Origin of the sequence: Acinetobacter sp. 22512 (assembly GCF_052044755.1) — a bacterium.
GTDB lineage: Bacteria > Pseudomonadota > Gammaproteobacteria > Pseudomonadales > Moraxellaceae > Acinetobacter > Acinetobacter pittii.
In genome coordinates, this window is record NZ_JBQENP010000003.1 from 87,577 (window position 1) to 107,764 (window position 20,188).

Consider the following 20,188-nt stretch of genomic DNA (forward strand, 5'->3'; position numbering starts at 1 on the left):
TATACTAAATTAAATTTTAAACTTTTCGACCTCTCACCATGCCAAAAATAAAGCCAATCAAACTTGTTATTATTATCCTCTGTATAGCAGTTATTGCTGTATTAGCTTGGAAATTTTTAAAGCCTAAAGAGCAGCAGCCTCAATATATTACAGCTGAGGTAACACGCGGAGATATTGAAAATAATGTCCTTGCAACAGGTACACTTGATGCAACCAAACTGATTAGTGTGGGTGCACAGGTATCTGGTCAGGTCAAAAAGATGTATGTACAGTTGGGCGATCAAGTGAAACAAGGTCAACTTATCGCACAAATTGACTCAACCACCCAAGAAAATAGTTTAAAAACTTCTGATGCGAATATTAAAAATTTAGAAGCGCAGCGCCTTCAACAAGTTGCTTCTTTAAACGAAAAACAACTTGAATACCGCCGTCAGCAACAAATGTATGCGCAAGATGCAACGCCTCGTGCAGATTTAGAATCGGCTGAGGCAAGCTATAAAACAGCTCAGGCGCAAATTAAAGCATTAGATGCACAGATTGAATCTGCAAAAGTGACAAAATCTACGGCACAAACCAACATTGGTTACACACGTATTGTTGCTCCAACTGATGGAACGGTTGTCGCGATTGTGACTGAAGAAGGCCAAACCGTAAACGCAAACCAAAGCGCACCAACAATCGTCAAAATTGCAAAATTACAAAACATGACGATTAAGGCACAAGTCAGTGAAGCTGACATTATGAAAGTTGAAAAAGGACAACAAGTTTACTTTACAACCTTAGGTGATGAAACTAAACGCTACGCAACTTTACGTCAAATTGAGCCTGCTCCTGACTCAATTTCTAGCGAATCAACAAGTACAACAAGCTCAACAACCAGTTCGGCTGTTTACTACAATGCCTTATTCGATGTGCCAAATACTGATGGTAAATTGCGTATTGATATGACAGCACAAGTTTATATCGTATTAGATTCAGCTAAAAATGCCCTACTTGTTCCTTCATCAGCACTGAGTTCTAAACAATTTTCAGGCCAAAGAAAATCTGGTCAATCTACAGATAAAGCTGCTTCAGCTCCAAATGCAGAAAGAAAAAATTCAGGTAGTGGTGTTCGTTTAGAACGTTTAAATTTAACTGCTGAACAAAAACAACTAGTTGAGCAAGGTAAATTAACGTTAAGTGTTGTACGTGTATTACAAGCCGATGGCACAACTAAACCGACTCAGATTTTGGTGGGTATTAACAACCGTGTAAATGCGCAAGTTCTTGCGGGCTTAAAACAAGGTGATCAAGTTGTGATTGCCGATAGTGCAGATACTTCTGCTGCATCAGCAAATAGTAGTAATAACCGTCGCCGTAGTGGCCCAATGGGAATGTAAGCATGACAAAACAAGCTTTGCTTGAAGTCAGCAATCTAGTCCGGGAATTCCCTGCTGGCGAAAGCACGATACAAATTTTAAAAGGTATTGACCTGACCATTTACGAAGGCGAACTGGTTGCCATTGTCGGTCAATCTGGTTCTGGTAAATCGACCCTCATGAATATTTTGGGGTGTTTAGACCGACCTACGAGTGGTAGTTACAAGGTTAATGGACAAGAAACAGGTAAACTTGAGCCAGATCAACTCGCTCGACTACGCCGTGAATATTTTGGTTTTATTTTCCAGCGCTACCATTTATTAGGTGATTTATCTGCTGAAGGTAACGTAGAAGTTCCAGCTGTTTATGCAGGTGTTACCCCTTCTGAACGTAAACAACGCGCAACGGCTTTACTGACCGAATTAGGTTTAGGTACTAAAACCCTCAATAGACCAAGCCAACTTTCTGGTGGTCAGCAGCAACGTGTTTCTATTGCCCGTGCGCTGATGAATGGCGGTGACGTTATTCTGGCAGATGAACCAACAGGGGCGCTTGACTCTCATAGTGGTGTTGAGGTGATGCGTATTTTGCGTGAACTCAATGCCGCAGGTCACACTATTATTTTAGTCACCCACGATATGCAAGTTGCAAAAAATGCGACTCGCATTATCGAGATTAGTGACGGAGAAATTATTAGTGACCGCCCTAATGTTCCAGATCAAGCAGCTGAACCAATCAAATCTGATCCTGATGCAGCGCCTGCTTTGCAAGGTAAACAGAAGAAAGGTAAAAGTATTTCTGCATGGCGTTCTACTTTAGACCGTTTATCTGAAGCCTTTCAAATGGCTTTACTGTCTATGAATGCCCACCGCATGCGTACTTTTTTAACCATGCTGGGGATCATCATTGGTATTGCATCGGTTGTTACGGTTGTCGCATTAGGTAAAGGCTCTCAACAGCAAATTTTAAGCAATATTAGCAGTCTGGGAACAAATACGATTACGGTATTTCAGGGCCGTGGTTTTGGTGACAACTCTAAAACTGCAAGTTTTAAAACCTTGGTACCTGCCGATGCTGATGCGTTAATGACTCAACCGTATGTTAGTGCAGTCAGCCCAATCGTCAGCACATCCAAAACCATGCGTTATCAACAAAATGAAGCGAACGCGACCATTAATGGTGTGAGTAATGATTATTTCGATGTGAAAGGTTTGGTCTTTAAAGATGGACAAACTTTTGATCAACGTAGTGTCCGTGATCGCTCACAGGATGTGGTCATTGATACCAATACTCAAAAGCAGTTCTTTAGTGACGGTACCAACCCAATCGGTCAAGTAGTGTTACTTGGTAGTGTACCTGCTCGTATTATTGGTGTGGTTGAGCCACAAACAAGCGGCATGGGTTCAGATGACACGCTAAATGTCTATATGCCTTATACAACCGTAATGAGCCGTATGTTAGGACAATCTAATGTACGTAATATCGTGGTTCGTATTAATGACAAATATTCAACTGCTGCCGCAGAAAATGCGATTGTGAATTTATTAACCCAGCGCCATGGTGCACAAGATATTTTCACCATGAACAGTGACAGTATCCGTCAGACTATTGAGAAAACAACCAGCACGATGACCCTTCTGGTTTCAGCAATTGCCGTAATTTCATTGGTCGTTGGTGGTATCGGGGTAATGAATATTATGTTGGTTTCGGTGACTGAACGTACTCAGGAAATTGGCGTACGTATGGCCGTAGGTGCGCGTCAAAGTGATATTTTGCAGCAATTCCTGATTGAAGCAATTTTAGTATGTTTAATTGGTGGTGTGCTTGGCGTCTTATTGTCGCTTGGACTTGGACAACTTATTAATAAATTTGCTGGCGGTAACTTTAGTGTAGCTTATTCAAGCACTTCTATTATTGCCGCATTTGTCTGTTCAACACTGATTGGTGTCGTATTTGGTTTCTTGCCTGCCAAGAATGCCGCGAAACTTGACCCTGTTGCCGCACTATCACGAGAATAAGGAAAATTGCATGTCTTTCTCTATGACTAAACTCAGCACAGCACTTCTTCTCACAGGTTCTCTTGTAGGATGTGCAGCTGTAGTAAAAACACCTTATGAAACACCTGCAGTACAAGTTCCGGGTAGTTTTCAGTATGACACAGCAAAAACAAAAACCATGTCTACCGATCAATATTCTGACCGTTGGTGGACACTCTTTAACGACGCACAGCTCAATCAGCTTGTAAGCAATGTATTAGAGCGTAACAGTGATTTAGCAGTTGCAGGTATTGCTTTAAAGCAAGCCCGTCTACAAGCTGATTTAACCGCTAATAAGCAAGGCTTGCGAACTAGCTCTAGTGTTTCTACTGGACATTCTTTCGATTTAAATTCGGGAGATGACAGTGCTAATGGTCTTTCCATGAGTGCGGGAGTAAGCTATGAGCTTGATTTGTTTGGCAAGCTTGCACGCCAAACCGAAGCAAGTAAATGGGAAGCTTTAGCGACAGAACAAGATTTACAAGCTACTGGGCAAAGTTTAATTGCAACTACTGCCAAACTTTATTGGCAACTGGGTTATTTAAATGAGCGTTATACAACCGCACAGCAAAGTCTAGCAACCTCTCAAAAGCTTTATGACTTGGTGCAGATTCAATATAAAGCCGGCGCTGTTTCAGGTGTAGATCTGACTCAAGCAGAACAATCGGTACAAAGCCAGAAAGCGAGTTTAAGCCAGATTGAACAACAATTGGTTGAAACACGTACGGCTATTGCAGTGCTATTACATGAGCCATTGCAACAATTGAACATTCAAGAGCCAAAGCGTTTACCACGCACTGCTCTACCTGCAATTGGTGCTGGTTTACCTGCCGATATTTTATCGCGCCGTCCTGATTTGCAAGCAAGTGAGCTACGCTTAAGAAAAGCATTAGCAACTAAAGATGCTACTAAGGCGAGCTACTACCCGTCGATTAGCTTAACCAGCAGTCTAGGCTCAAGCAGCACATCGTTAACGGAGTTATTACGTAACCCTGCCCTCACGCTTGGGGCGAGTTTGAGCTTACCGTTTTTGCAATATAACGATATGAAAAAAGATATCGCGATTAGCAATCTGGATTATGAAAAAGCGATTATTCAATATCGTCAAACGCTTTATCAGGCTTTTGCTGATGTAGAAAATGCTTTATCGAGTCGTACCGAACTCGACAAACAAGTAGCGTTACAAGAGCGTAATGTTGAACTTGCAGAAAAAACTGAACGTCTAACCGAAGTTCGTTACCGTTATGGTGCTGTCGCATTAAAAACACTTCTCGATGCTCAGCAAACCACACGTACTGCACGATTAAGTCTCGTTGAAACCAAGCAAAGCCAATACAACGCTTATGTCACTCTCATGCAAGCTCTAGGTGGTTCACCTGTAAAAGAACTACCGCAATAACTTGCGCCCATAAAAAAAGCCGTAGTCCTTCAACTACGGCTTTTTTTATGCCTGAATAAATTTCGAAACTTATTCATCATCCATCATAGATTGGCTCATACCTACAGTATTGAAACCAGCATCTACATATAGAATTTCACCAGTAATACCTGAAGCCCAAGGTGAGCATAGGAATAATGCTGCGTTACCTACTTCTTCAATGGTTACGTTACGTTTTAATGGTGCAACTTTTTCATTAGCATCTAACATTTTACGGAAAGATTTAATACCAGAAGCAGCCAAAGTACGGATTGGACCCGCAGAAATCGCGTTTACACGGATACCATCAACGCCAAGGCTTGATGCTAAATAGCGAACACCAGCTTCTAAAGACGCTTTTGCCATACCCATAACGTTATAGTTAGGCATAACGCGCTCAGAACCTTGGTAAGTCAAAGTTAATAAACAACCTTGGCGAGCTTGTAATAGAGGTTTTGCAGCACGTGCCATTGCAACAAAGCTGTATGCACTGATGTCATGAGCAACTTTAAAACCTTCACGGTCAGTCACGTCAGTAAAATCACCATCAAGTGTATGTGCAGGTGCGAAGCCAATTGAGTGTACAACACCGTCTACACCATCCCAATGTTTTGCAAGTTCTGCAAATGCATTATCAATTTCAGCATCAACAGCAACATCACATGGAAACACAAGCTTAGAACCGAATTGCTCAGCAAATTCATCCACACGTTTTTTTAATTTTTCGTTTGGATAAGTAAACGCAAGCTCTGCACCTTCACGGTGTAATGCTTGGGCAATACCAAAAGCAATTGATAATTTACTAGCAACGCCTGCAATCAAAAAGCGCTTACCTGCTAAAAGTCCTTGTGTCATGCCGATCTCACTCAAAACAATTTCAAGCATAATGCCAATATTCGGCGGTTTTCGAAATTGCATAATGCATCTTTTTTCAAAAATCGCACGAAAAAAAATCGCTCCTGATAAGGAGCGACTTCTAGATGAATTCAATCTTAGTCGTCAGACAGTAAGCCTAGTAAACGTAAGAAAGAAATATACATCCATACTAAAGTTGCAAGTAATGCGATACCACACAACCATTCCATGAATTTTGGTGCACGATAAGCTGCATTAGTTTCAATTAAATCAAAATCTAAAATCAGGTTAAGTGAAGCAATGACAGCGACAAATGCAGCAAAACCAATACCTAACCAGTTACTTTCAAAAATATAAGGAACGCTTGAACCAAAAGCTAAACGCATGACCATCTGCACGATAAATACAATAAAGATTGCCAAAGATGCAGAGATTACAACTGACTTAAACTTTTCAGTTGCGCGGATAATTTGGAATTTATATAAACCAAACATCACCAAAGTGGTGACAAAGGTTGCTAATAAAGCCTGAAGTGGAACACCTGGGTATTTCAACTGAAAAGTAAACGAAATACCACCTAAAAAAGCCCCTTCAAATAAGGCATACGGAATTGCCAATGTTGGCGCAGTCGTTGGCTTAAACGTTGTAATTAAAGCTAAAACCAAGCCACCAATTGCACCCACAATTGAAGCCGCGTAAGCAATACCAACATTTGCAGTAAAGGCTGCATAGAAAAATAAAGCGACACCCACCGCAGCTGCAATGACCGTCAACATAACAGATTTTTGAATCGCACCTTGCACAGTCATCGGTTGACTATAGTCACTGACCGTTTCAACACGCGTCAGTATCGGGTTATTACTTTGCATAAATGCTCTCTTTTTATAATAAAAATTTAAAACATCATTTTAAGCAAAATGAATATGAAAGCCAAATTAAGCAATTGACATTATTGTAACAATGTCCTTTATACAATAAAAAAGGAGGCATAAGCCTCCTTTCATATCTGGTCTACAATGTAATCAATCTTTACCATCAGTATTCATAATAAAGAAATATTCGCGGTAATATTTCAACTCTGAAATTGAGTCACGAATATCATCCATTGCCAAATGAGATGCATTCTTTTTCAGGCCACTCATAATTTCAGGGCGCCAGCGTTTTGAAAGCTCTTTTACCGTAGATACATCAAGATTACGGTAGTGGAAATACTGCTCAAGTTCAGGCATAAGACGGTGTAAGAAACGGCGATCCTGACAGATTGAGTTACCGCACATTGGTGAAACTTTTGGATTCACCCATTTTTTTAGGAATTCTAAAGTTTGTAACTCAGCATCACGGGCTGTTAATTTACTGCGACGAACTCGTTCAATCAGACCAGACTGCCCATGTTGACGAGTGTTCCATTCATCCATTGCATTTAAAATACGATCAGGTTGATGAATAGCCAAAACTGGACCTTCGGCAAGTACATTTAAATGATCATCTGTAATAATTGTTGCGATTTCAATAATTTGGTCATTATCGGTATCTAATCCGGTCATTTCCAGATCAATCCAAATTAATCGTGTATTTAAAGTACTGCTCATGAATGTACGTTCTAAAATGCCGTAAAAACATCAATAGTAGCAAATTTCTTGCTTCCGCGCTGTAATTCTATAGCTGCTTCATGCTATTTTTGCGGTCTTCAAACAATGGTTTTTTTGGGATATGAATGGCTTTAATTCGTAAGCGTCGTTTAACTGAACAACAGCAACGTCGTATTGAAAAACAGCATAAAACTCGCCAAGAAGAGATCGATACTTCACAGGATCTAGACGGACTCGTTGTACAACATTATGGCCGTCAACTTGAAGTACAAGCCCTCTCTGTGCCTGAACATCACCCAGAAAAACCACAAGTTGCCGAAGGAGAACCAGAACCATTCTGGAAGCCGATCGAGCTCGATAGTGTTTGGCGTTGCCATACTCGAACTAATCTTGAGTTACTTGTAACTGGTGATCGTGTTAAATGGCAGGCAGACCCAAATACGGGTTTAGGCATTATTACAGCCATTCACCCACGTACATCTTTACTTACCCGCCCTGACCGCTATCACAAAGTTAAACCAGTGGCCGCAAATATCAGTTTGATTGTGATTGTATTTTCACCACTTCCTGAACCCGCTCCAACGTTAATCGATCGATATTTAGTTGCTTGTGCAGATGCAAACATTCCTGCTCTTTTGGTCCTCAACAAGTCTGATTTACTCACTGAAAATGACCCAATTCTTACTCTACTAGAAGAATATAAAACCTTGGGTTATGAGGTGATGATTTGTCAGTCTAAAAGGGGAGATATCTCTGCTTTATCTGAGCGTTTAGATGGTGAAACCGTAGCATTTGTAGGGCAATCCGGCGTAGGAAAAAGCTCTTTAATTAATGTGCTCATTCCAGATGCAGAGCAAAAAACTAATGTTATTTCTGAAAACTCTGCACTTGGACAACATACGACAACCTCTACGCGCTTAATCAACTTCGGGAAAAATGGTGCCTTAATTGATTCTCCGGGAATTCGTGAGTTTGGGCTTTGGCATCTCGATTTAGAAAAAATTCGTATGGGCTTTCCTGACATTGCAGCACATCTAGGATCTTGCCAATTCCGTAATTGCACACATACTCATGAAAAGAATTGTGGGCTTAAACAGGCCGTTGAAGCGGGTGAAATTTTGCCACGACGACTAGATAGCTTTTTGCGTTTAATCGATGAGATTCAAGAAGCGCAGCAAAAAAACTGATTTTCTGCCCTATTTGCCCTTGAAGTGGTGATTTTGATCACCATCTATATACGCTATACTCTAGGTCAATTTTGTTTTTTAATTTTTTTAGGTGACTTGTGGAACGCTGGTTAGAGTTTATGGGGAATCACCCCATTTTGTTTGGTACGCTCGGAGTCTTGATCGTGTTGTTCTTCATTTTTGAAGGTCAACGTAATGGTCGTAAAATTTCTCCACAGTCGCTTGGTATTTTAGTGAAAGCGAAAAATGCTCTTTTGATTGACTTACGCGATAGCAAAGATTTCCGCGAAGGTCACATTAGTGGCAGTCGCAATATTCCATATAGCCAAATCGCAAGTCATGCTGACGAATTAAAAGCAAGTGACCGTCCATTGGTATTTATTTGCAACTTGGGGCAAGTTGCTGGAAGTGCTTTGCAAAAAGTTGCTCACCACGATAGCTATCGTCTTGATGGTGGTATCAGTAACTGGAAAGCACAAGGCTTACCTCTTGTTAAAAGCAAACCAAAAGCTTAAGGAGAATTATCATGGCTGCAAATGTCATTGTTTACTCAACTTCTGTATGCCCGTATTGTGTTCGTGCTAAACAGTTACTTGAGCGTAAAGGTGTTGCTTATAAAGAAGTAAATCTTTCTGTTGAAGCACCAGAAGTACGTGTTGAATTAATGCAACGCACAAATCATCGTACTGTCCCACAAATTTTCATTAACGATCAGTTTATCGGTGGTTTTGACCAACTTTATGCTTTAGAGCGTGAAGGTAAACTCGACGAATTATTGGCTTAACATCGCATCCATATTAAGGAAAAAACAATGAGCGAAGAACAACAAGTTCAACCACAATTAGCTTTAGAGCGTATTTATACAAAAGATATTTCTTTTGAGGTTCCAGGGGCGCAGGTTTTTACTAAACAATGGCAACCTGAACTTAATATCAATCTTTCTTCTGCTGCAGAAAAGATTGACCCGACTCACTTTGAAGTTTCTTTAAAAGTTGTGGTACAAGCCGATAACGACAACGAAACAGCGTTCATTGTAGATGTAACTCAATCAGGTATTTTCTTGATCGACAACATTGAAGAAGAGCGTTTACCTTATATTTTAGGCGCATACTGCCCAAATATTTTGTTCCCGTTCTTACGTGAAGCTGTAAATGATTTAGTAACTAAAGGTAGCTTCCCACAGTTACTTCTTACTCCAATCAACTTTGATGCAGAGTTCGAAGCGAATATGCAACGTGCTCAAGCTGCTGCTGTTGAAGGTCAAGCTTAATATTTTAGCTTTCCCCTTTAATAAAAAAACCGCGTAATACGCGGTTTTTTTATGTGTGCTATTAAAATTATTAAAGATCAAGTGAGTGAAGCTGAATAGATGGAAACTGAAAACCACGGCAAGATAACTCTGAACGCCATGCCACGGTTAATATCATATTGCCAACAATAAAATTCTGATAAGCAAATGTCCCATTAAGTGGGTGAGAACAGACTCCACCATGATCGGTAGAATGTGCCTGAGTATTTAACGTATTTAAATCTAAACGTATACCTAATCCTGAAGCTTTTAAAACGGCTTCTTTTGTGGTCCAGACTTTGAACCAATATTCTCTATCTTGTTCTAAGCTTAGCCATGTTTCATATTCATCGGGATGAAAGGCATGTTTTGCTAAAGCATCTAAGCGTACATTTCGATCCAGTTCCTCAGCATCTACCCCAATATCTTTAACTTGTTCGCTCATGGCTAAAGCGTAGTATTGTTGGCTATGTGAGTGATTAAAATGCAAAGTGTGATTCAATAAATAAGGTTTACCATGTTCATGCTTGGCAAACTCCAATTCCATTGACGTGAGTTGGAGTTTCTCTGCAATCAGTCGATTTCTGACACTCTGTATTTGTTGTTTTTTATAATGATTAAATGAACGGAAGTCTGGAAAGTTTTGTTGTTCTTGTTTTAAAAACTCATTGAGCTTTCCTATATAAACTTCAATTTTCCTATCATTCATCTTTCTAAATCCATCCCATGAGGGACTAAAGCTAATATAAAAAATACCAATAACTTATTAAACCATGTAATAAAAAACCCAAAGAAAACTTTGGGTTTTTGAACAATAAAAAACTTAACGGTTAAATTTTTTCTCTGCTTTCTTAAATTTCTGAATATAACGACGGCGACGTGCAGCAGTACGTTCATCAACCTGACTCTTACGACCTTCAAACGGGTTTTCAGAAGTTTTAAAGTCAATACGAACTGGTGTACCTTCGAGTTTATACACTTTACGGAACACGTTTTCTAAATAACGGCGATAATCGGCAGGTGTCTTATCAACCTTATTACCATGAATCACAATAGTCGGTGGATTCTGACCACCCATATGTGCATAACGCATTTTAATACGACGACCGCTAATCATTGGTGGTTGATGGGCTTCTGTCGCATCACTCAAAATTTGAGTCAATTTAGCTGGTGATACTTTTAAGTTCGCAGACTCATAAGCACGGTGGATAGAAGGATATAAATCACCTACCCCAGTTCCATGTAAAGCAGAAATTAAATGGATTTTTGCCCATGGAATAAAGTCAAAACGACGCTCAACATCAAGCTTACATTGCTTGCGGTCATATTCAGACATGTTATCCCATTTGTTGATGGCAATAACCATGGCACGACCAGCTTCAAGCGCATAGCCAATTAAATGCAAGTCTTGCTCAACAATACCTTCACGCGCATCGACTACAACTACGACAACATGTGCATCTTTCATGGCTTGCAAAGTTTTAACAATTGAGAACTTCTCAATCATTTCATCAACCTTACCTTTACGACGCACACCTGCTGTATCAATTAAGGTGTATTTACGGCCTTCACGCTCAAAAGGAATGTAAATAGAGTCACGAGTTGTACCTGGTTGGTCAAATGCCACCACACGGTCTTCACCAAGCAGACGGTTGACCAGTGTTGACTTACCAACGTTAGGACGACCAATAATTGCTAAACGTAAGCCAGTATCTTTGTCATGTTCTTCAGGGTTTTCATCTTCTGGAACTTCTGCAAGTACATCTTCCAGCATTTGCTGTACGCCACGACCATGGCTAGCGGCAACTTGTAATGGTTCACCCATACCAAGTTTATAGAACTCAACTAAAGCTGCTTCAGCATGAACACCATCTACCTTGTTCGCAACAAGATAAATTTTCTTGCCTAAAGTACGTAGTTCACGAGCAATTTGCTCATCAGAAGCTAATAATCCGGCACGAGCATCAACCACAAAAATAATAATATCTGCTTCATTGATTGCTGTTTTTGACTGCTCGGCCATGTAGTTATCGATACCGCCTTCGCTCTCACCGATACCACCAGTATCAACAACAATGAAAGACTTATTTTGATAAGTCGCATCACCATATTTACGGTCACGAGTCAGACCCGCGAAGTCGGCTACAAGTGCATCACGACTCTTGGTAATCTGGTTAAATAACGTTGATTTTCCGACATTCGGACGACCAATGAGCGCAATAACGGGTTTCATACAATAACCTTAATTCAAGACCAGCCATATCTCATGGCATGAGCATTAGAAACAATACAGGAGATATATTTTAAGGTCAGATATGACCATAATAAAAGACGGGGCTTTGAACTGATTTAATTCAAACACCCCGATATTTTTTTAACAGCGTAATTTGTTAAGCGGCTATTTTAGCACAAGCAAACGAAATTAACGATTCTGCCAAATACTTAAATCGCCTTTTCTGGTCGAAACGTAAAGTTGGTTCTCAATAACACGTAATGTATTGACCTCACCACTTGTTTTTGAACGACCAATCAACTTACCTGTTGCAGGATCAACAAGATGTAATACGCCATCTAAATCACCAACAATAAGATCCGATCCCAACACAACAGGGTTACTTAAATGACGGTTTAATAAACTATCATTTTGCCAAACTTGTTCGCCTGTCGTTAAATCATAAGCAGTTAACTTACCATCAGTTGATGAAACAAATACTTTATTGTCATAAACTTCTGGACGCTTCGTGCTACTTGAGTCTTCACTCCAAACTACACGTTGAGAAGCTAGATCAGTTACGGTCACTTGTCCTTGGAAACTAGTCGTTACCATAAACTGTCCAGCAACTGCAGGATCACCATCGATATCAATCAAACGTTGAATATCAGAACGGCCTTCACTTACTGCAACACGGCGTTGGAAACGTGGAATACCACTAATCGTATCAATTGCATAAACATACGCATTCGCAGATGCGATTAATACGGTACGCGGGTCAAGACTCACCGGTGAGGCCTGACCACGTAAACTAAATTGGACATTTGGTAATTTATAAGCCCAAACTTGTTGGCCTGAACCAGCATCATGCGCAAATACAGTACCATCATTAGCAATGGTAATAACGCGTCCAGACTGAACTAAAGAAGGACTTAATAGTGCACCAGATAACTGTGCAGTCCACTTTTGTTCACCTGTTGCCTGATCTAAAGCAAAAAGTTGACCTTTACTATTACCAACAACAACAATTCCTTCAGCAGCTTCAACACCAGAGCTCAAGCCTAATTTGCTGACTTTTTTCTCCCAAATGCGTTCCTTGCCACGATATGCAGCGACCTCACCTTTTGGGTCAAGCGTAAAGACCACGCCCTCACTTGCGTCAAGCTGCAAACGTAATGGATCTGCCTTATCAGTAGAAGAAACACTGCGCGAAAACACGGGTACTAGAGTCTTTTTCGACTCAGTCAATTTCGGTAGTGGATTTGGTTTTGCTTCTTTTACTTTGTTGCTAGAACATCCCACCAGTACAGCTGATGCGATTGCAATTGCCAAAGGCAGTTTGAATTTCTGATTCATTAAGACTCTTCCACCTGTGTTTCCAAAATTGGGCGCTCAATCTGTGGATCTTCAACTAAAACGCCAACACTTTCGAGTTTAATTTGTAAAATTTGTCGTTCTTGTTTACGTTCCAGTAACGAATCCCATGCTGCCTGATACGCTTTTTTAGCAGAATCAACATCTTTCTTAGCAACAAAGATATCACCACGTAACTCTTCTACTGTTGCTTTAAATGCAGGATCGACGTTACCAGACAAGGTTTTTAGTGCTTCATCATATTTGTTTTGCGCCAATTGTGCATCTGCTAAACGCAATTTTACAACCTGAATCAAACCTTCATCTTTTACTTTTGAATTTTCAACTTTCTTCAATGCTTTTTCAGCAGCAGCATAATCCTGTTTTTCATAGGCTAATTTTGCTAATACAAACTGAGTCTGTATCGCCTGAACAGAATTGATATCATCTTTTACGATTTTATCTGCCGATGCAGTGACCGAAGTTAAAGCATTAGGATTATCAGCACTTGCATTTGCCTCATCCATTAACTGCTGTACTTTTGCAGTTTCTGTCTGGCTGCTCGCAAGATTTCTTTTTTGCCAATATTCCCACCCAAAAAAGGCAATCAATGCAATGAGAATCCCGCTAATCATGGCAGAACCATATTTTTTGGCGAACGACTTTAAGCTGTCGAATTGTTCTTCATCACTTACACTCATGTGATTGTCCTTTTCCAGATGTTTCAGTTTATTTTGTAAATTTTTCGATTAAGAATGGTACAAGCTCAGCCAGCGCAACTTGAGACTGCTCAGCTGTTGCTAACTCTTTGATAGCAAGTTGCTGTGCTTCCCATTCACGCTCACCTAAAATCATGGCGTAAACAGCCCCAGCCTGATCAGCTTTTTTCATCTGACTCTTCATACTGCCTTGTGAACCTGTTTTGATTCGAATACTGCTATTTTCAGCTTCTAACTGGTCACGTAATTGTTCCGCTAAAATCAAAGCCTTAGTTTGATAAGCAGGTTCTGCAACCAAGAAGACTTCACAATCACGAATAACTTGAGCCTGTTCAACTTGCTCAACCAGAAGCAATAAACGCTCCATCCCCATACCAAAGCCAACAGCAGGTACAGATTGATCTGGCTTACCTTTTAGCTGACCAACAAGACCATCATAACGACCACCGCCACACACCGTACCTTGCGAACCAAGTGCAGTTGTTGTCCATTCAAAAACGGTTTTATTGTAGTAATCCAGACCACGCACCAATTTTTGATTAATGACAAATTTAACACCCGCAGCAGTCAAATAGTCTTGTAATTGTTGGAAGTGACTTAAACTATCTTCTTTCAAAAAGTCATATAATTTCGGCGCATTTTCCAGAATTTTCTGAGTCGATTCAATTTTAGAATCCAAAATACGTAGTGGATTCGTTGTTAAACGGCGCTGTGAATCTTCATCCAACGCATCTTTATGCTCATTTAAAAACGCAACCAAAGCATTACGATACTCTGTACGCTCATCTTTTTCACCCAAAGTATTCAACTCAAGTTGAACCATGTGATCAACGCCCATACGTTTCCATAATCGAGCTGTCATCAAGATAACTTCAGCTTCAATATCAGGAGTCGCAACACCGAAAGTTTCCACACCAAATTGGTGGAACTGACGGTAACGTCCTTTTTGTGGTTTTTCATAACGGAACATAGGTCCCATATACCACACGCGTGGCGTAGCACCGCGCAACAAATTATGTTCAACCAAAGCACGAACACAACCTGCAGTACCCTCTGGACGTAAGGTTAATGACTCTGGTGGATTACCTTTGTCAAAAAAGGTATACATTTCTTTTTCAACAATATCGGTAGCATCACCAATAGCACGTTTAAACAAGCCCGTTTGTTCAACGATCGGCAAACGAATTTGTTGATATCCATAAGCATCCATTAAAGATGCTAAATGTTGCTCGAGACGTCTCCACGCTACTGTTTGCGTTGGCAAGATGTCATTAAAACCTTTGATTGCGACGATTGAACTCATGATGAACTACGAATAATTTCTTTAGATTTAGCTTCTTCAAGCTCTTGGACACGTTGACGAACCATAGTTTCGATTTCATCAACCAATTGATCGGTATCGATTAAATGGCTTTTTTCACCATTACGATAAACCAATGAGCGAGGCGCAGCCCCAACGACCCCGATATCGGCTTCTTTTGCTTCACCTGGGCCGTTTACTTTACAGCCAATTACCGACACATCCATTGGAGTACGAATATCTTCTAAACGCTCTTCCAATGCTTGCATTACCTGAATAACATTAAATTCTTGGCGAGAGCAACTTGGGCAAGCAATAAAGTTAATACCGTTAGAACGAAGTCCTAGTGATTTTAAGATATCAAAACCAATCTTGATTTCATCTTCCGGTTCGGCGGCAAGCGAAATACGCATCGTATCGCCAATACCTTCCATCAACAATCCGCCAAGGGCAATCGCCGACTTCACAGTACCTGTACGATAAATACCAGCTTCAGTCACACCTAGATGTAATGGGTTATCAATTTGCTTTGAAAGTAAACGATAAGCATCCATGGTTAAAAACACATTTGATGCTTTTACGCTGACTTTAAATTCATGGAAGTTGAGACGATCTAAAATATCAATATGACGTAGTGCTGATTCAAGCAGCGCCTCACCTGTAGGTTCGCCATATTTCTTTTGTAAATCTTTTTCTAAAGAACCCGCATTGACGCCAATACGCATAGAAATGCCATGATGACGCGCCGCAGCAACGACTTCACGCACTTTCTGGTCTGAGCCAATATTGCCTGGGTTAATACGTAAACAGTCTGCACCATAGTCTGCAACTGCCAGAGCAATTCTATGGTCAAAGTGAATATCAGCCACCAATGGAACTGAAACACGTTTACGGATCGCACCAAATGCCTCAGCAGCTTCCATAGATGGGACCGAAACACGCATAATATCAGCACCTGCATCAACGCAACGCTCGATTTGAGCAACGGTTGCATCGACATCGCAAGTTTCGGTATTTGTCATACTTTGCACACTAATAGGTGCATCGCCACCGACATACACCGAACCAACACGGATTTTACGTGTTGGTCGACGTTTAATTGGGTTCTCTATCATTGTATCGCTCAACTCATGGTATTAGCGGGATAAACGGAATTCTGCTTTACCGTTTACCGTATATGGAGACAATGAAATCTGTTCTTGGTTTAGACTTAATGACACAGCGGTTGCATCATCAAGACGAATCTGGAATGGAGACTCACCATTTAAGTTTAAAGTTGATGACTGACGACCTGTCGCCAAAACTTTACCTGTTGCATCAACAATATGAACAGAAGTTGGTCGGTTAAAGTTTAACACCAATTGGTCACCCACTGTTGAGGTGGTAGCCCCTTGCATAGGTAAAACTTCAACATTCGATTGATTTACTTTAGGTAAATCAGCATCTTCTTTCTTTGAAGTCCATTTTTGGACACCCATAACAAGCAATGACACAACAGCAAGAATTACAACAGCAAGAAATATGCGTTTTAACCATTTCTTATTACGATCACTATTAGAACCCGGGAGTTTACCCATGATTTTAATTGGCGAATTATTTAAGGCATGATTTGGTAACAGCCCAGTATCATTTGCATAAATCTCATCGAAACGCTGAATTATTGCCGTCGCGTCCGTATTTAAATATTTTGCATATGAACGGTAATAACCCTTAATGAAAGTCGCTTCCGGCAATGATTTATAGTCATCTTGCTCTAAAGCGGTCAAGGTCTTAACCGGCATATTTAAATCTGAAGAAACTTGCCCTAACTCTTTATTCTGAGCAACTCGAATTTGACGTAAATACTCGCCAGGACGTTGAATATTTCCTAAAGCAGAAGTCGGTAAGCTTGAGCCAGTTGGCTGCTGTGAATTAGGATTTATTTCCATACGGCCTCAGTACTATACTGTAATTGCAAATAACGTTGATATTCTGGACTTTCCGGGAACAAAGCACGTAACTGGTTTACTAACACTTGCATTCCCATTTTATCCGCATTGGCTCGAGCCACTCTTACACCAATCCAAAGTGCTCTTGCACCCTGATTTTTCTGCCCCACTGTACGAACATATTGCTCATACATTTGTGTAGCAGCCGGGATCTGCTGCTGCAAATAAAAAATTTCCGCTAACTCTAACATTGAAATATAAGAGTCGCGGTTAGCAAGGAGTGCTTGTTTGAATGTTTTTTCAGCATTCGCAACATCACCCAATTTTAAATAAATACGCCCCAGATTTTCTAATGCCTGATAGCGTTGGTCATAACCTAATGTTGCGCCAGCAATACGAAATTGCTCAACCGCATCATTATAACGCTCCATTTGATATAAATAAGTACCATAATTATTATGTGCTTGAGCATTATCCGGTTCAGATGAAATTGCTCTTTTAAAATAATGTTCTGCTTTTTCTAAATTGGGTTTGCTACCTTCTTGCTGTAGCAAAATACCCATCATCATATTTGCAGTAGCATCGCGGCTATCTACACTTAAAGCTTGATCAAGAGCTCGCTTTGCTGAGTCCAAGTCACCCGAACGGATATGTTCAGCAGCAAGTTGTGTACGCACCTTTACCGCTTTCTCTGGGTCTTTTTTTTGCGTATGCGTTGTCTGGCAACCACTTACCAGAAATGCAACTGCAATCCCCATACATAAGACCGTTTTTAACTTTGGAATACTCAAAGCCTGCCCTCAATTTATCCTTGTGTACGCAAAATCTCTTGACGCTGTGTGACTTTTTTCTGCCACTGTTCAGCACGGCGGGTTCTGTCAGCCACTTGACCTACTAACTGCCCACATGCAGCGTCAATATCATCACCACGTGTTTGACGAATCGTACACACAAATCCCGCATCAGACAAAGTTTTTTGGAACGAGATAATACGATTTCGGCTTGAGCGACCATATGGCGCATGCGGGAACGGGTTAAACGGAATCAAGTTAATTTTACTTGGTAAATTTTTTAATAATTTAATCATTTGCTGTGCATGTTCAGGCTGATCATTCACGCCTTCTAACATCACATATTCAATCGTCACATGTTTACGCGTACTTTCATTACCATCTTTGGCAATATAACGCTGACATGCTGCAATTAACTGAGCCAATGGATATTTTTTATTAATAGGTACCAATTCGTTACGTAATTCATCATTTGGCGCATGTAAAGAAATGGCTAAAGCCACATCAATATCTTTTGCAAGTTGATCAATTTTTGGTACAACACCTGATGTCGATAAAGTCACACGACGTTTTGACATGCCATAAGCAAAGTCATCAAGCATAATCTGCATTGAGCTTAATACAGCATCATAGTTGAGCAATGGCTCACCCATGCCCATCATCACAACATTGGTAACTGAGCGTTCGCGCTCAGCAACAGGCACTTCTTCCATATAAGAATAATTTGCCATCCAGAGTTGCCCAATAATTTCATCTGGCGTTAAATCACGTTGGAAACCTTGTTTACCTGTTGAACAAAATGAGCAATCTAATGCGCAGCCCACTTGAGAGGAAATACAAAGCGTTTTACGTAATCCAGTCTTATCTTCGGCAGGAATTAATACAGTTTCAACTAAAGAACCTGCACCCTCACCTACGCGAAACACCCACTTACGTGTACCATCTTTTGAGTAATGACGGTGAACCACTTCAGGAGCTTTAATTTCACAAATCTGTTCAAGCTTCGCACGTAGTTTGCCTGAAATATTGGTCATTTCAGCAAAGTCAGTAACAAAGTATTGATGTATCCATTTCATGACCTGTCCGGCACGAAACTTTTTCTCGCCAATATCTTCAAAGAATTTTTCTAACTCAGGACGAGACATGCCGAGTAAATTCACTTTATTTTCGGCAGCAGGGATTACCGGCGTGGACGAAGATTGCTGCTGTCCATCAAGATTTTCAGATGAAACGACCACTGCAGAACTCATGTGTATTTACCTAAACCATGTCAAAAAACTGAAGATATTGTTCAAGAATCAAACAATATTCTCTTAAGAGAATAAAAAAACCAGATAAGTAGTATACCACTTATCTGGTTTGAATGCTTTCGATTAACGAGTGCGTGGGCAGATCTCGTTGTCAGCAAAGAAGTAAGCAATTTCACGCTCTGCAGAAGCAACTGAGTCAGAACCGTGAGCAGCGTTTTCGTCGATGCTTACAGCGAAGTCAGCACGAATCGTACCAGGAGCAGCTTCTTTAGGGTTTGTAGCGCCTAAGATTTCACGGTGTGCAAGAACTGCATTTTCGCCTTCAAGAACAGATACTACAACTGGACCAGAAGTCATGAATGCAACTAAGTCACCAAAGAAACCACGTTCTTTATGCTCAGCATAGAAACCTTCAGCATCAGCTTGAGAAAGGTGTTTCATTTTAGTCGCAACAATTTTTAAACCCGCTTTTTCAAAACGAGCAAAAATTTCACCGATGTGGTTTTTAGACACTGCATCAGGTTTTACGATAGACAAAGTACGTTCAATAGCCATGAGTGGCTCCTTTATTTTAAGATTTAAACTTTAAAAAAATTTGCCGCATTATACCGATGTCATAGGCAATAATCAGCTTTGAATGTGTAAAAGTTGCGATTTTTCTACTATTTTTAGCGAACTTCGTCTATCCAGGCCATCTGAATGCCTTCTAGCAATCCTTCTGTCGATTTATTTGGGTCATCACTGAAGTCTGGCAATGCGCACACCCATGCATGTAAATCGGTAAAACGGATCCATTGCGGATCAACTTCTGGATGTGCTTCTGACAATTCAATGGCAATATCAATGGTATCTGTCCAACGTAAGCCCATAGCGGCTCCTATCTGTTTAATCTGCTAAATCACGAA

General features: G+C 40.5%; 21 protein-coding genes. 7 read left to right on the forward strand and 14 right to left on the reverse strand.

Annotated elements, in window-relative coordinates; all coding sequences use genetic code 11:
- Window positions 1–38 precede the first annotated feature (38 nt).
- Genes ACTJJG_RS04795 through ACTJJG_RS04805 form a run of 3 tightly spaced genes read left to right on the forward strand, consistent with a single transcriptional unit; the run spans window position 39 to window position 4,793 of the window.
- Window positions 39–1,379, forward strand: coding sequence for a MacA family efflux pump subunit (locus ACTJJG_RS04795; RefSeq protein ID WP_069120369.1), 1,341 nt, complete (start codon window positions 39–41; stop codon window positions 1,377–1,379).
- Window positions 1,380–1,381: 2 nt separating this feature from the next.
- Window positions 1,382–3,376, forward strand: coding sequence for a MacB family efflux pump subunit (locus ACTJJG_RS04800; RefSeq protein ID WP_002114873.1), 1,995 nt, complete (start codon window positions 1,382–1,384; stop codon window positions 3,374–3,376).
- A 22-nt stretch (window positions 3,377–3,398) separates the two neighbouring features.
- Entirely contained in the window at window positions 3,399–4,793 is a 1,395-nt protein-coding gene (locus ACTJJG_RS04805) for an efflux transporter outer membrane subunit (protein WP_081318690.1), read from the forward strand.
- Window positions 4,794–4,862: 69 nt separating this feature from the next.
- Here the strand turns inward: ACTJJG_RS04805 and ACTJJG_RS04810 are convergent, their stop codons facing one another.
- The 3 genes from ACTJJG_RS04810 to orn form a co-directional block, all read right to left on the reverse strand.
- Window positions 4,863–5,666, reverse strand: coding sequence for an enoyl-ACP reductase FabI (locus ACTJJG_RS04810; RefSeq protein ID WP_031944198.1), 804 nt, complete (start codon window positions 5,664–5,666; stop codon window positions 4,863–4,865).
- 137 nt (window positions 5,667–5,803) lie between these two features.
- The gene (locus tag ACTJJG_RS04815) at window positions 5,804–6,535 is read right to left on the reverse strand and encodes a Bax inhibitor-1/YccA family protein (RefSeq protein WP_004794670.1); all 732 of its coding nucleotides are present in this window, start codon (window positions 6,533–6,535) and stop codon (window positions 5,804–5,806) included.
- A 153-nt stretch (window positions 6,536–6,688) separates the two neighbouring features.
- Window positions 6,689–7,255 carry an oligoribonuclease gene (gene orn / locus ACTJJG_RS04820; RefSeq protein WP_000099436.1) on the reverse strand — a complete coding sequence of 189 codons (567 nt, stop codon included), beginning with the start codon at window positions 7,253–7,255 and terminating at the stop codon, window positions 6,689–6,691.
- 125 nt (window positions 7,256–7,380) lie between these two features.
- Here orn and rsgA point away from each other — a divergent pair, with 125 nt between their 5' ends.
- The 4 genes from rsgA (at window position 7,381) to secB (ending at window position 9,712) form a co-directional block, all read left to right on the forward strand.
- Entirely contained in the window at window positions 7,381–8,442 is a 1,062-nt protein-coding gene (gene rsgA, locus ACTJJG_RS04825) for a ribosome small subunit-dependent GTPase A (RefSeq protein WP_069120373.1), read from the forward strand.
- A gap of 98 nt (window positions 8,443–8,540) precedes the next feature.
- On the forward strand, window positions 8,541–8,957 hold the full coding sequence (locus ACTJJG_RS04830; RefSeq protein WP_000443006.1) for a rhodanese-like domain-containing protein: 417 nt from the start codon (window positions 8,541–8,543) through the stop codon (window positions 8,955–8,957).
- Between the two features lie 11 nt (window positions 8,958–8,968).
- Window positions 8,969–9,226, forward strand: coding sequence for a glutaredoxin 3 (gene grxC / locus ACTJJG_RS04835; RefSeq protein WP_002114715.1), 258 nt, complete (start codon window positions 8,969–8,971; stop codon window positions 9,224–9,226).
- 27 nt (window positions 9,227–9,253) lie between these two features.
- Window positions 9,254–9,712 carry a protein-export chaperone SecB gene (gene secB / locus ACTJJG_RS04840; protein ID WP_002115005.1) on the forward strand — a complete coding sequence of 153 codons (459 nt, stop codon included), beginning with the start codon at window positions 9,254–9,256 and terminating at the stop codon, window positions 9,710–9,712.
- A 70-nt stretch (window positions 9,713–9,782) separates the two neighbouring features.
- On the opposite strand, the gene ACTJJG_RS04845 is transcribed toward secB, so the two are convergent.
- The 11 genes from ACTJJG_RS04845 to iscX all read right to left on the reverse strand — a co-directional run bounded on the left by ACTJJG_RS04845 (window position 9,783) and on the right by iscX (window position 20,152).
- Entirely contained in the window at window positions 9,783–10,439 is a 657-nt protein-coding gene (locus ACTJJG_RS04845) for a 4'-phosphopantetheinyl transferase family protein (RefSeq protein ID WP_017482040.1), read from the reverse strand.
- 114 nt (window positions 10,440–10,553) lie between these two features.
- The gene (der, locus tag ACTJJG_RS04850) at window positions 10,554–11,963 is read right to left on the reverse strand and encodes a ribosome biogenesis GTPase Der (RefSeq protein ID WP_005066184.1); all 1,410 of its coding nucleotides are present in this window, start codon (window positions 11,961–11,963) and stop codon (window positions 10,554–10,556) included.
- Between the two features lie 189 nt (window positions 11,964–12,152).
- The gene (bamB, locus tag ACTJJG_RS04855) at window positions 12,153–13,298 is read right to left on the reverse strand and encodes an outer membrane protein assembly factor BamB (protein ID WP_005066182.1); all 1,146 of its coding nucleotides are present in this window, start codon (window positions 13,296–13,298) and stop codon (window positions 12,153–12,155) included.
- Entirely contained in the window at window positions 13,298–13,996 is a 699-nt protein-coding gene (locus ACTJJG_RS04860) for a YfgM family protein (protein ID WP_005066180.1), read from the reverse strand. The genes bamB and ACTJJG_RS04860 overlap by 1 nt, the downstream gene beginning before the upstream one ends.
- 28 nt (window positions 13,997–14,024) lie before the next feature.
- Complete coding sequence (gene hisS, locus ACTJJG_RS04865; protein WP_017482039.1) at window positions 14,025–15,317, reverse strand: histidine--tRNA ligase; 1,293 nt, start codon at window positions 15,315–15,317, stop codon at window positions 14,025–14,027.
- On the reverse strand, window positions 15,314–16,429 hold the full coding sequence (gene ispG, locus ACTJJG_RS04870; protein ID WP_002115078.1) for a flavodoxin-dependent (E)-4-hydroxy-3-methylbut-2-enyl-diphosphate synthase: 1,116 nt from the start codon (window positions 16,427–16,429) through the stop codon (window positions 15,314–15,316). The genes hisS and ispG overlap by 4 nt, the downstream gene beginning before the upstream one ends.
- A 21-nt stretch (window positions 16,430–16,450) precedes the next feature.
- Window positions 16,451–17,242: a helix-turn-helix domain-containing protein gene (locus ACTJJG_RS04875; RefSeq protein WP_017402542.1), complete on the reverse strand. Its 792-nt coding sequence runs from the start codon at window positions 17,240–17,242 to the stop codon at window positions 16,451–16,453.
- Window positions 17,233–18,033, reverse strand: coding sequence for a type IV pilus biogenesis/stability protein PilW (pilW, locus tag ACTJJG_RS04880; RefSeq protein WP_002114699.1), 801 nt, complete (start codon window positions 18,031–18,033; stop codon window positions 17,233–17,235). The genes ACTJJG_RS04875 and pilW overlap by 10 nt, the downstream gene beginning before the upstream one ends.
- 14 nt (window positions 18,034–18,047) lie before the next feature.
- Window positions 18,048–19,283 (reverse strand): 23S rRNA (adenine(2503)-C(2))-methyltransferase RlmN, encoded by a 1,236-nt coding sequence (gene rlmN, locus ACTJJG_RS04885; protein ID WP_002115097.1) that lies wholly within the window; start codon window positions 19,281–19,283, stop codon window positions 18,048–18,050.
- 123 nt (window positions 19,284–19,406) lie between these two features.
- Window positions 19,407–19,838, reverse strand: a complete 432-nt coding sequence (ndk, locus tag ACTJJG_RS04890) for a nucleoside-diphosphate kinase (protein ID WP_000963851.1) — start codon at window positions 19,836–19,838, stop codon at window positions 19,407–19,409.
- 113 nt (window positions 19,839–19,951) lie between these two features.
- Window positions 19,952–20,152 carry a Fe-S cluster assembly protein IscX gene (iscX, locus tag ACTJJG_RS04895; protein ID WP_004698764.1) on the reverse strand — a complete coding sequence of 67 codons (201 nt, stop codon included), beginning with the start codon at window positions 20,150–20,152 and terminating at the stop codon, window positions 19,952–19,954.
- Window positions 20,153–20,188: the final 36 nt, after the last annotated feature.

Coding starts and splice junctions, on each gene's coding strand:
- rsgA (WP_069120373.1), top strand. CDS start 7,381: ATGGCTTTAATTCGTAAGCGTCGTTTAACTGAACAACAGCAACGTCGT.
- secB (WP_002115005.1), top strand. CDS start 9,254: ATGAGCGAAGAACAACAAGTTCAACCACAATTAGCTTTAGAGCGTATT.
- ACTJJG_RS04815 (WP_004794670.1), bottom strand. CDS start 6,535: ATGCAAAGTAATAACCCGATACTGACGCGTGTTGAAACGGTCAGTGAC.
- ispG (WP_002115078.1), bottom strand. CDS start 16,429: ATGATAGAGAACCCAATTAAACGTCGACCAACACGTAAAATCCGTGTT.
- ACTJJG_RS04875 (WP_017402542.1), bottom strand. CDS start 17,242: ATGGAAATAAATCCTAATTCACAGCAGCCAACTGGCTCAAGCTTACCG.
- der (WP_005066184.1), bottom strand. CDS start 11,963: ATGAAACCCGTTATTGCGCTCATTGGTCGTCCGAATGTCGGAAAATCA.
- ACTJJG_RS04810 (WP_031944198.1), bottom strand. CDS start 5,666: ATGACACAAGGACTTTTAGCAGGTAAGCGCTTTTTGATTGCAGGCGTT.
- bamB (WP_005066182.1), bottom strand. CDS start 13,298: ATGAATCAGAAATTCAAACTGCCTTTGGCAATTGCAATCGCATCAGCT.
- ndk (WP_000963851.1), bottom strand. CDS start 19,838: ATGGCTATTGAACGTACTTTGTCTATCGTAAAACCTGATGCAGTGTCT.
- hisS (WP_017482039.1), bottom strand. CDS start 15,317: ATGAGTTCAATCGTCGCAATCAAAGGTTTTAATGACATCTTGCCAACG.
- ACTJJG_RS04805 (WP_081318690.1), top strand. CDS start 3,399: ATGACTAAACTCAGCACAGCACTTCTTCTCACAGGTTCTCTTGTAGGA.
- iscX (WP_004698764.1), bottom strand. CDS start 20,152: ATGGGCTTACGTTGGACAGATACCATTGATATTGCCATTGAATTGTCA.
- ACTJJG_RS04795 (WP_069120369.1), top strand. CDS start 39: ATGCCAAAAATAAAGCCAATCAAACTTGTTATTATTATCCTCTGTATA.
- ACTJJG_RS04845 (WP_017482040.1), bottom strand. CDS start 10,439: ATGAATGATAGGAAAATTGAAGTTTATATAGGAAAGCTCAATGAGTTT.
- grxC (WP_002114715.1), top strand. CDS start 8,969: ATGGCTGCAAATGTCATTGTTTACTCAACTTCTGTATGCCCGTATTGT.
- rlmN (WP_002115097.1), bottom strand. CDS start 19,283: ATGAGTTCTGCAGTGGTCGTTTCATCTGAAAATCTTGATGGACAGCAG.
- ACTJJG_RS04860 (WP_005066180.1), bottom strand. CDS start 13,996: ATGAGTGTAAGTGATGAAGAACAATTCGACAGCTTAAAGTCGTTCGCC.
- orn (WP_000099436.1), bottom strand. CDS start 7,255: ATGAGCAGTACTTTAAATACACGATTAATTTGGATTGATCTGGAAATG.
- ACTJJG_RS04800 (WP_002114873.1), top strand. CDS start 1,382: ATGACAAAACAAGCTTTGCTTGAAGTCAGCAATCTAGTCCGGGAATTC.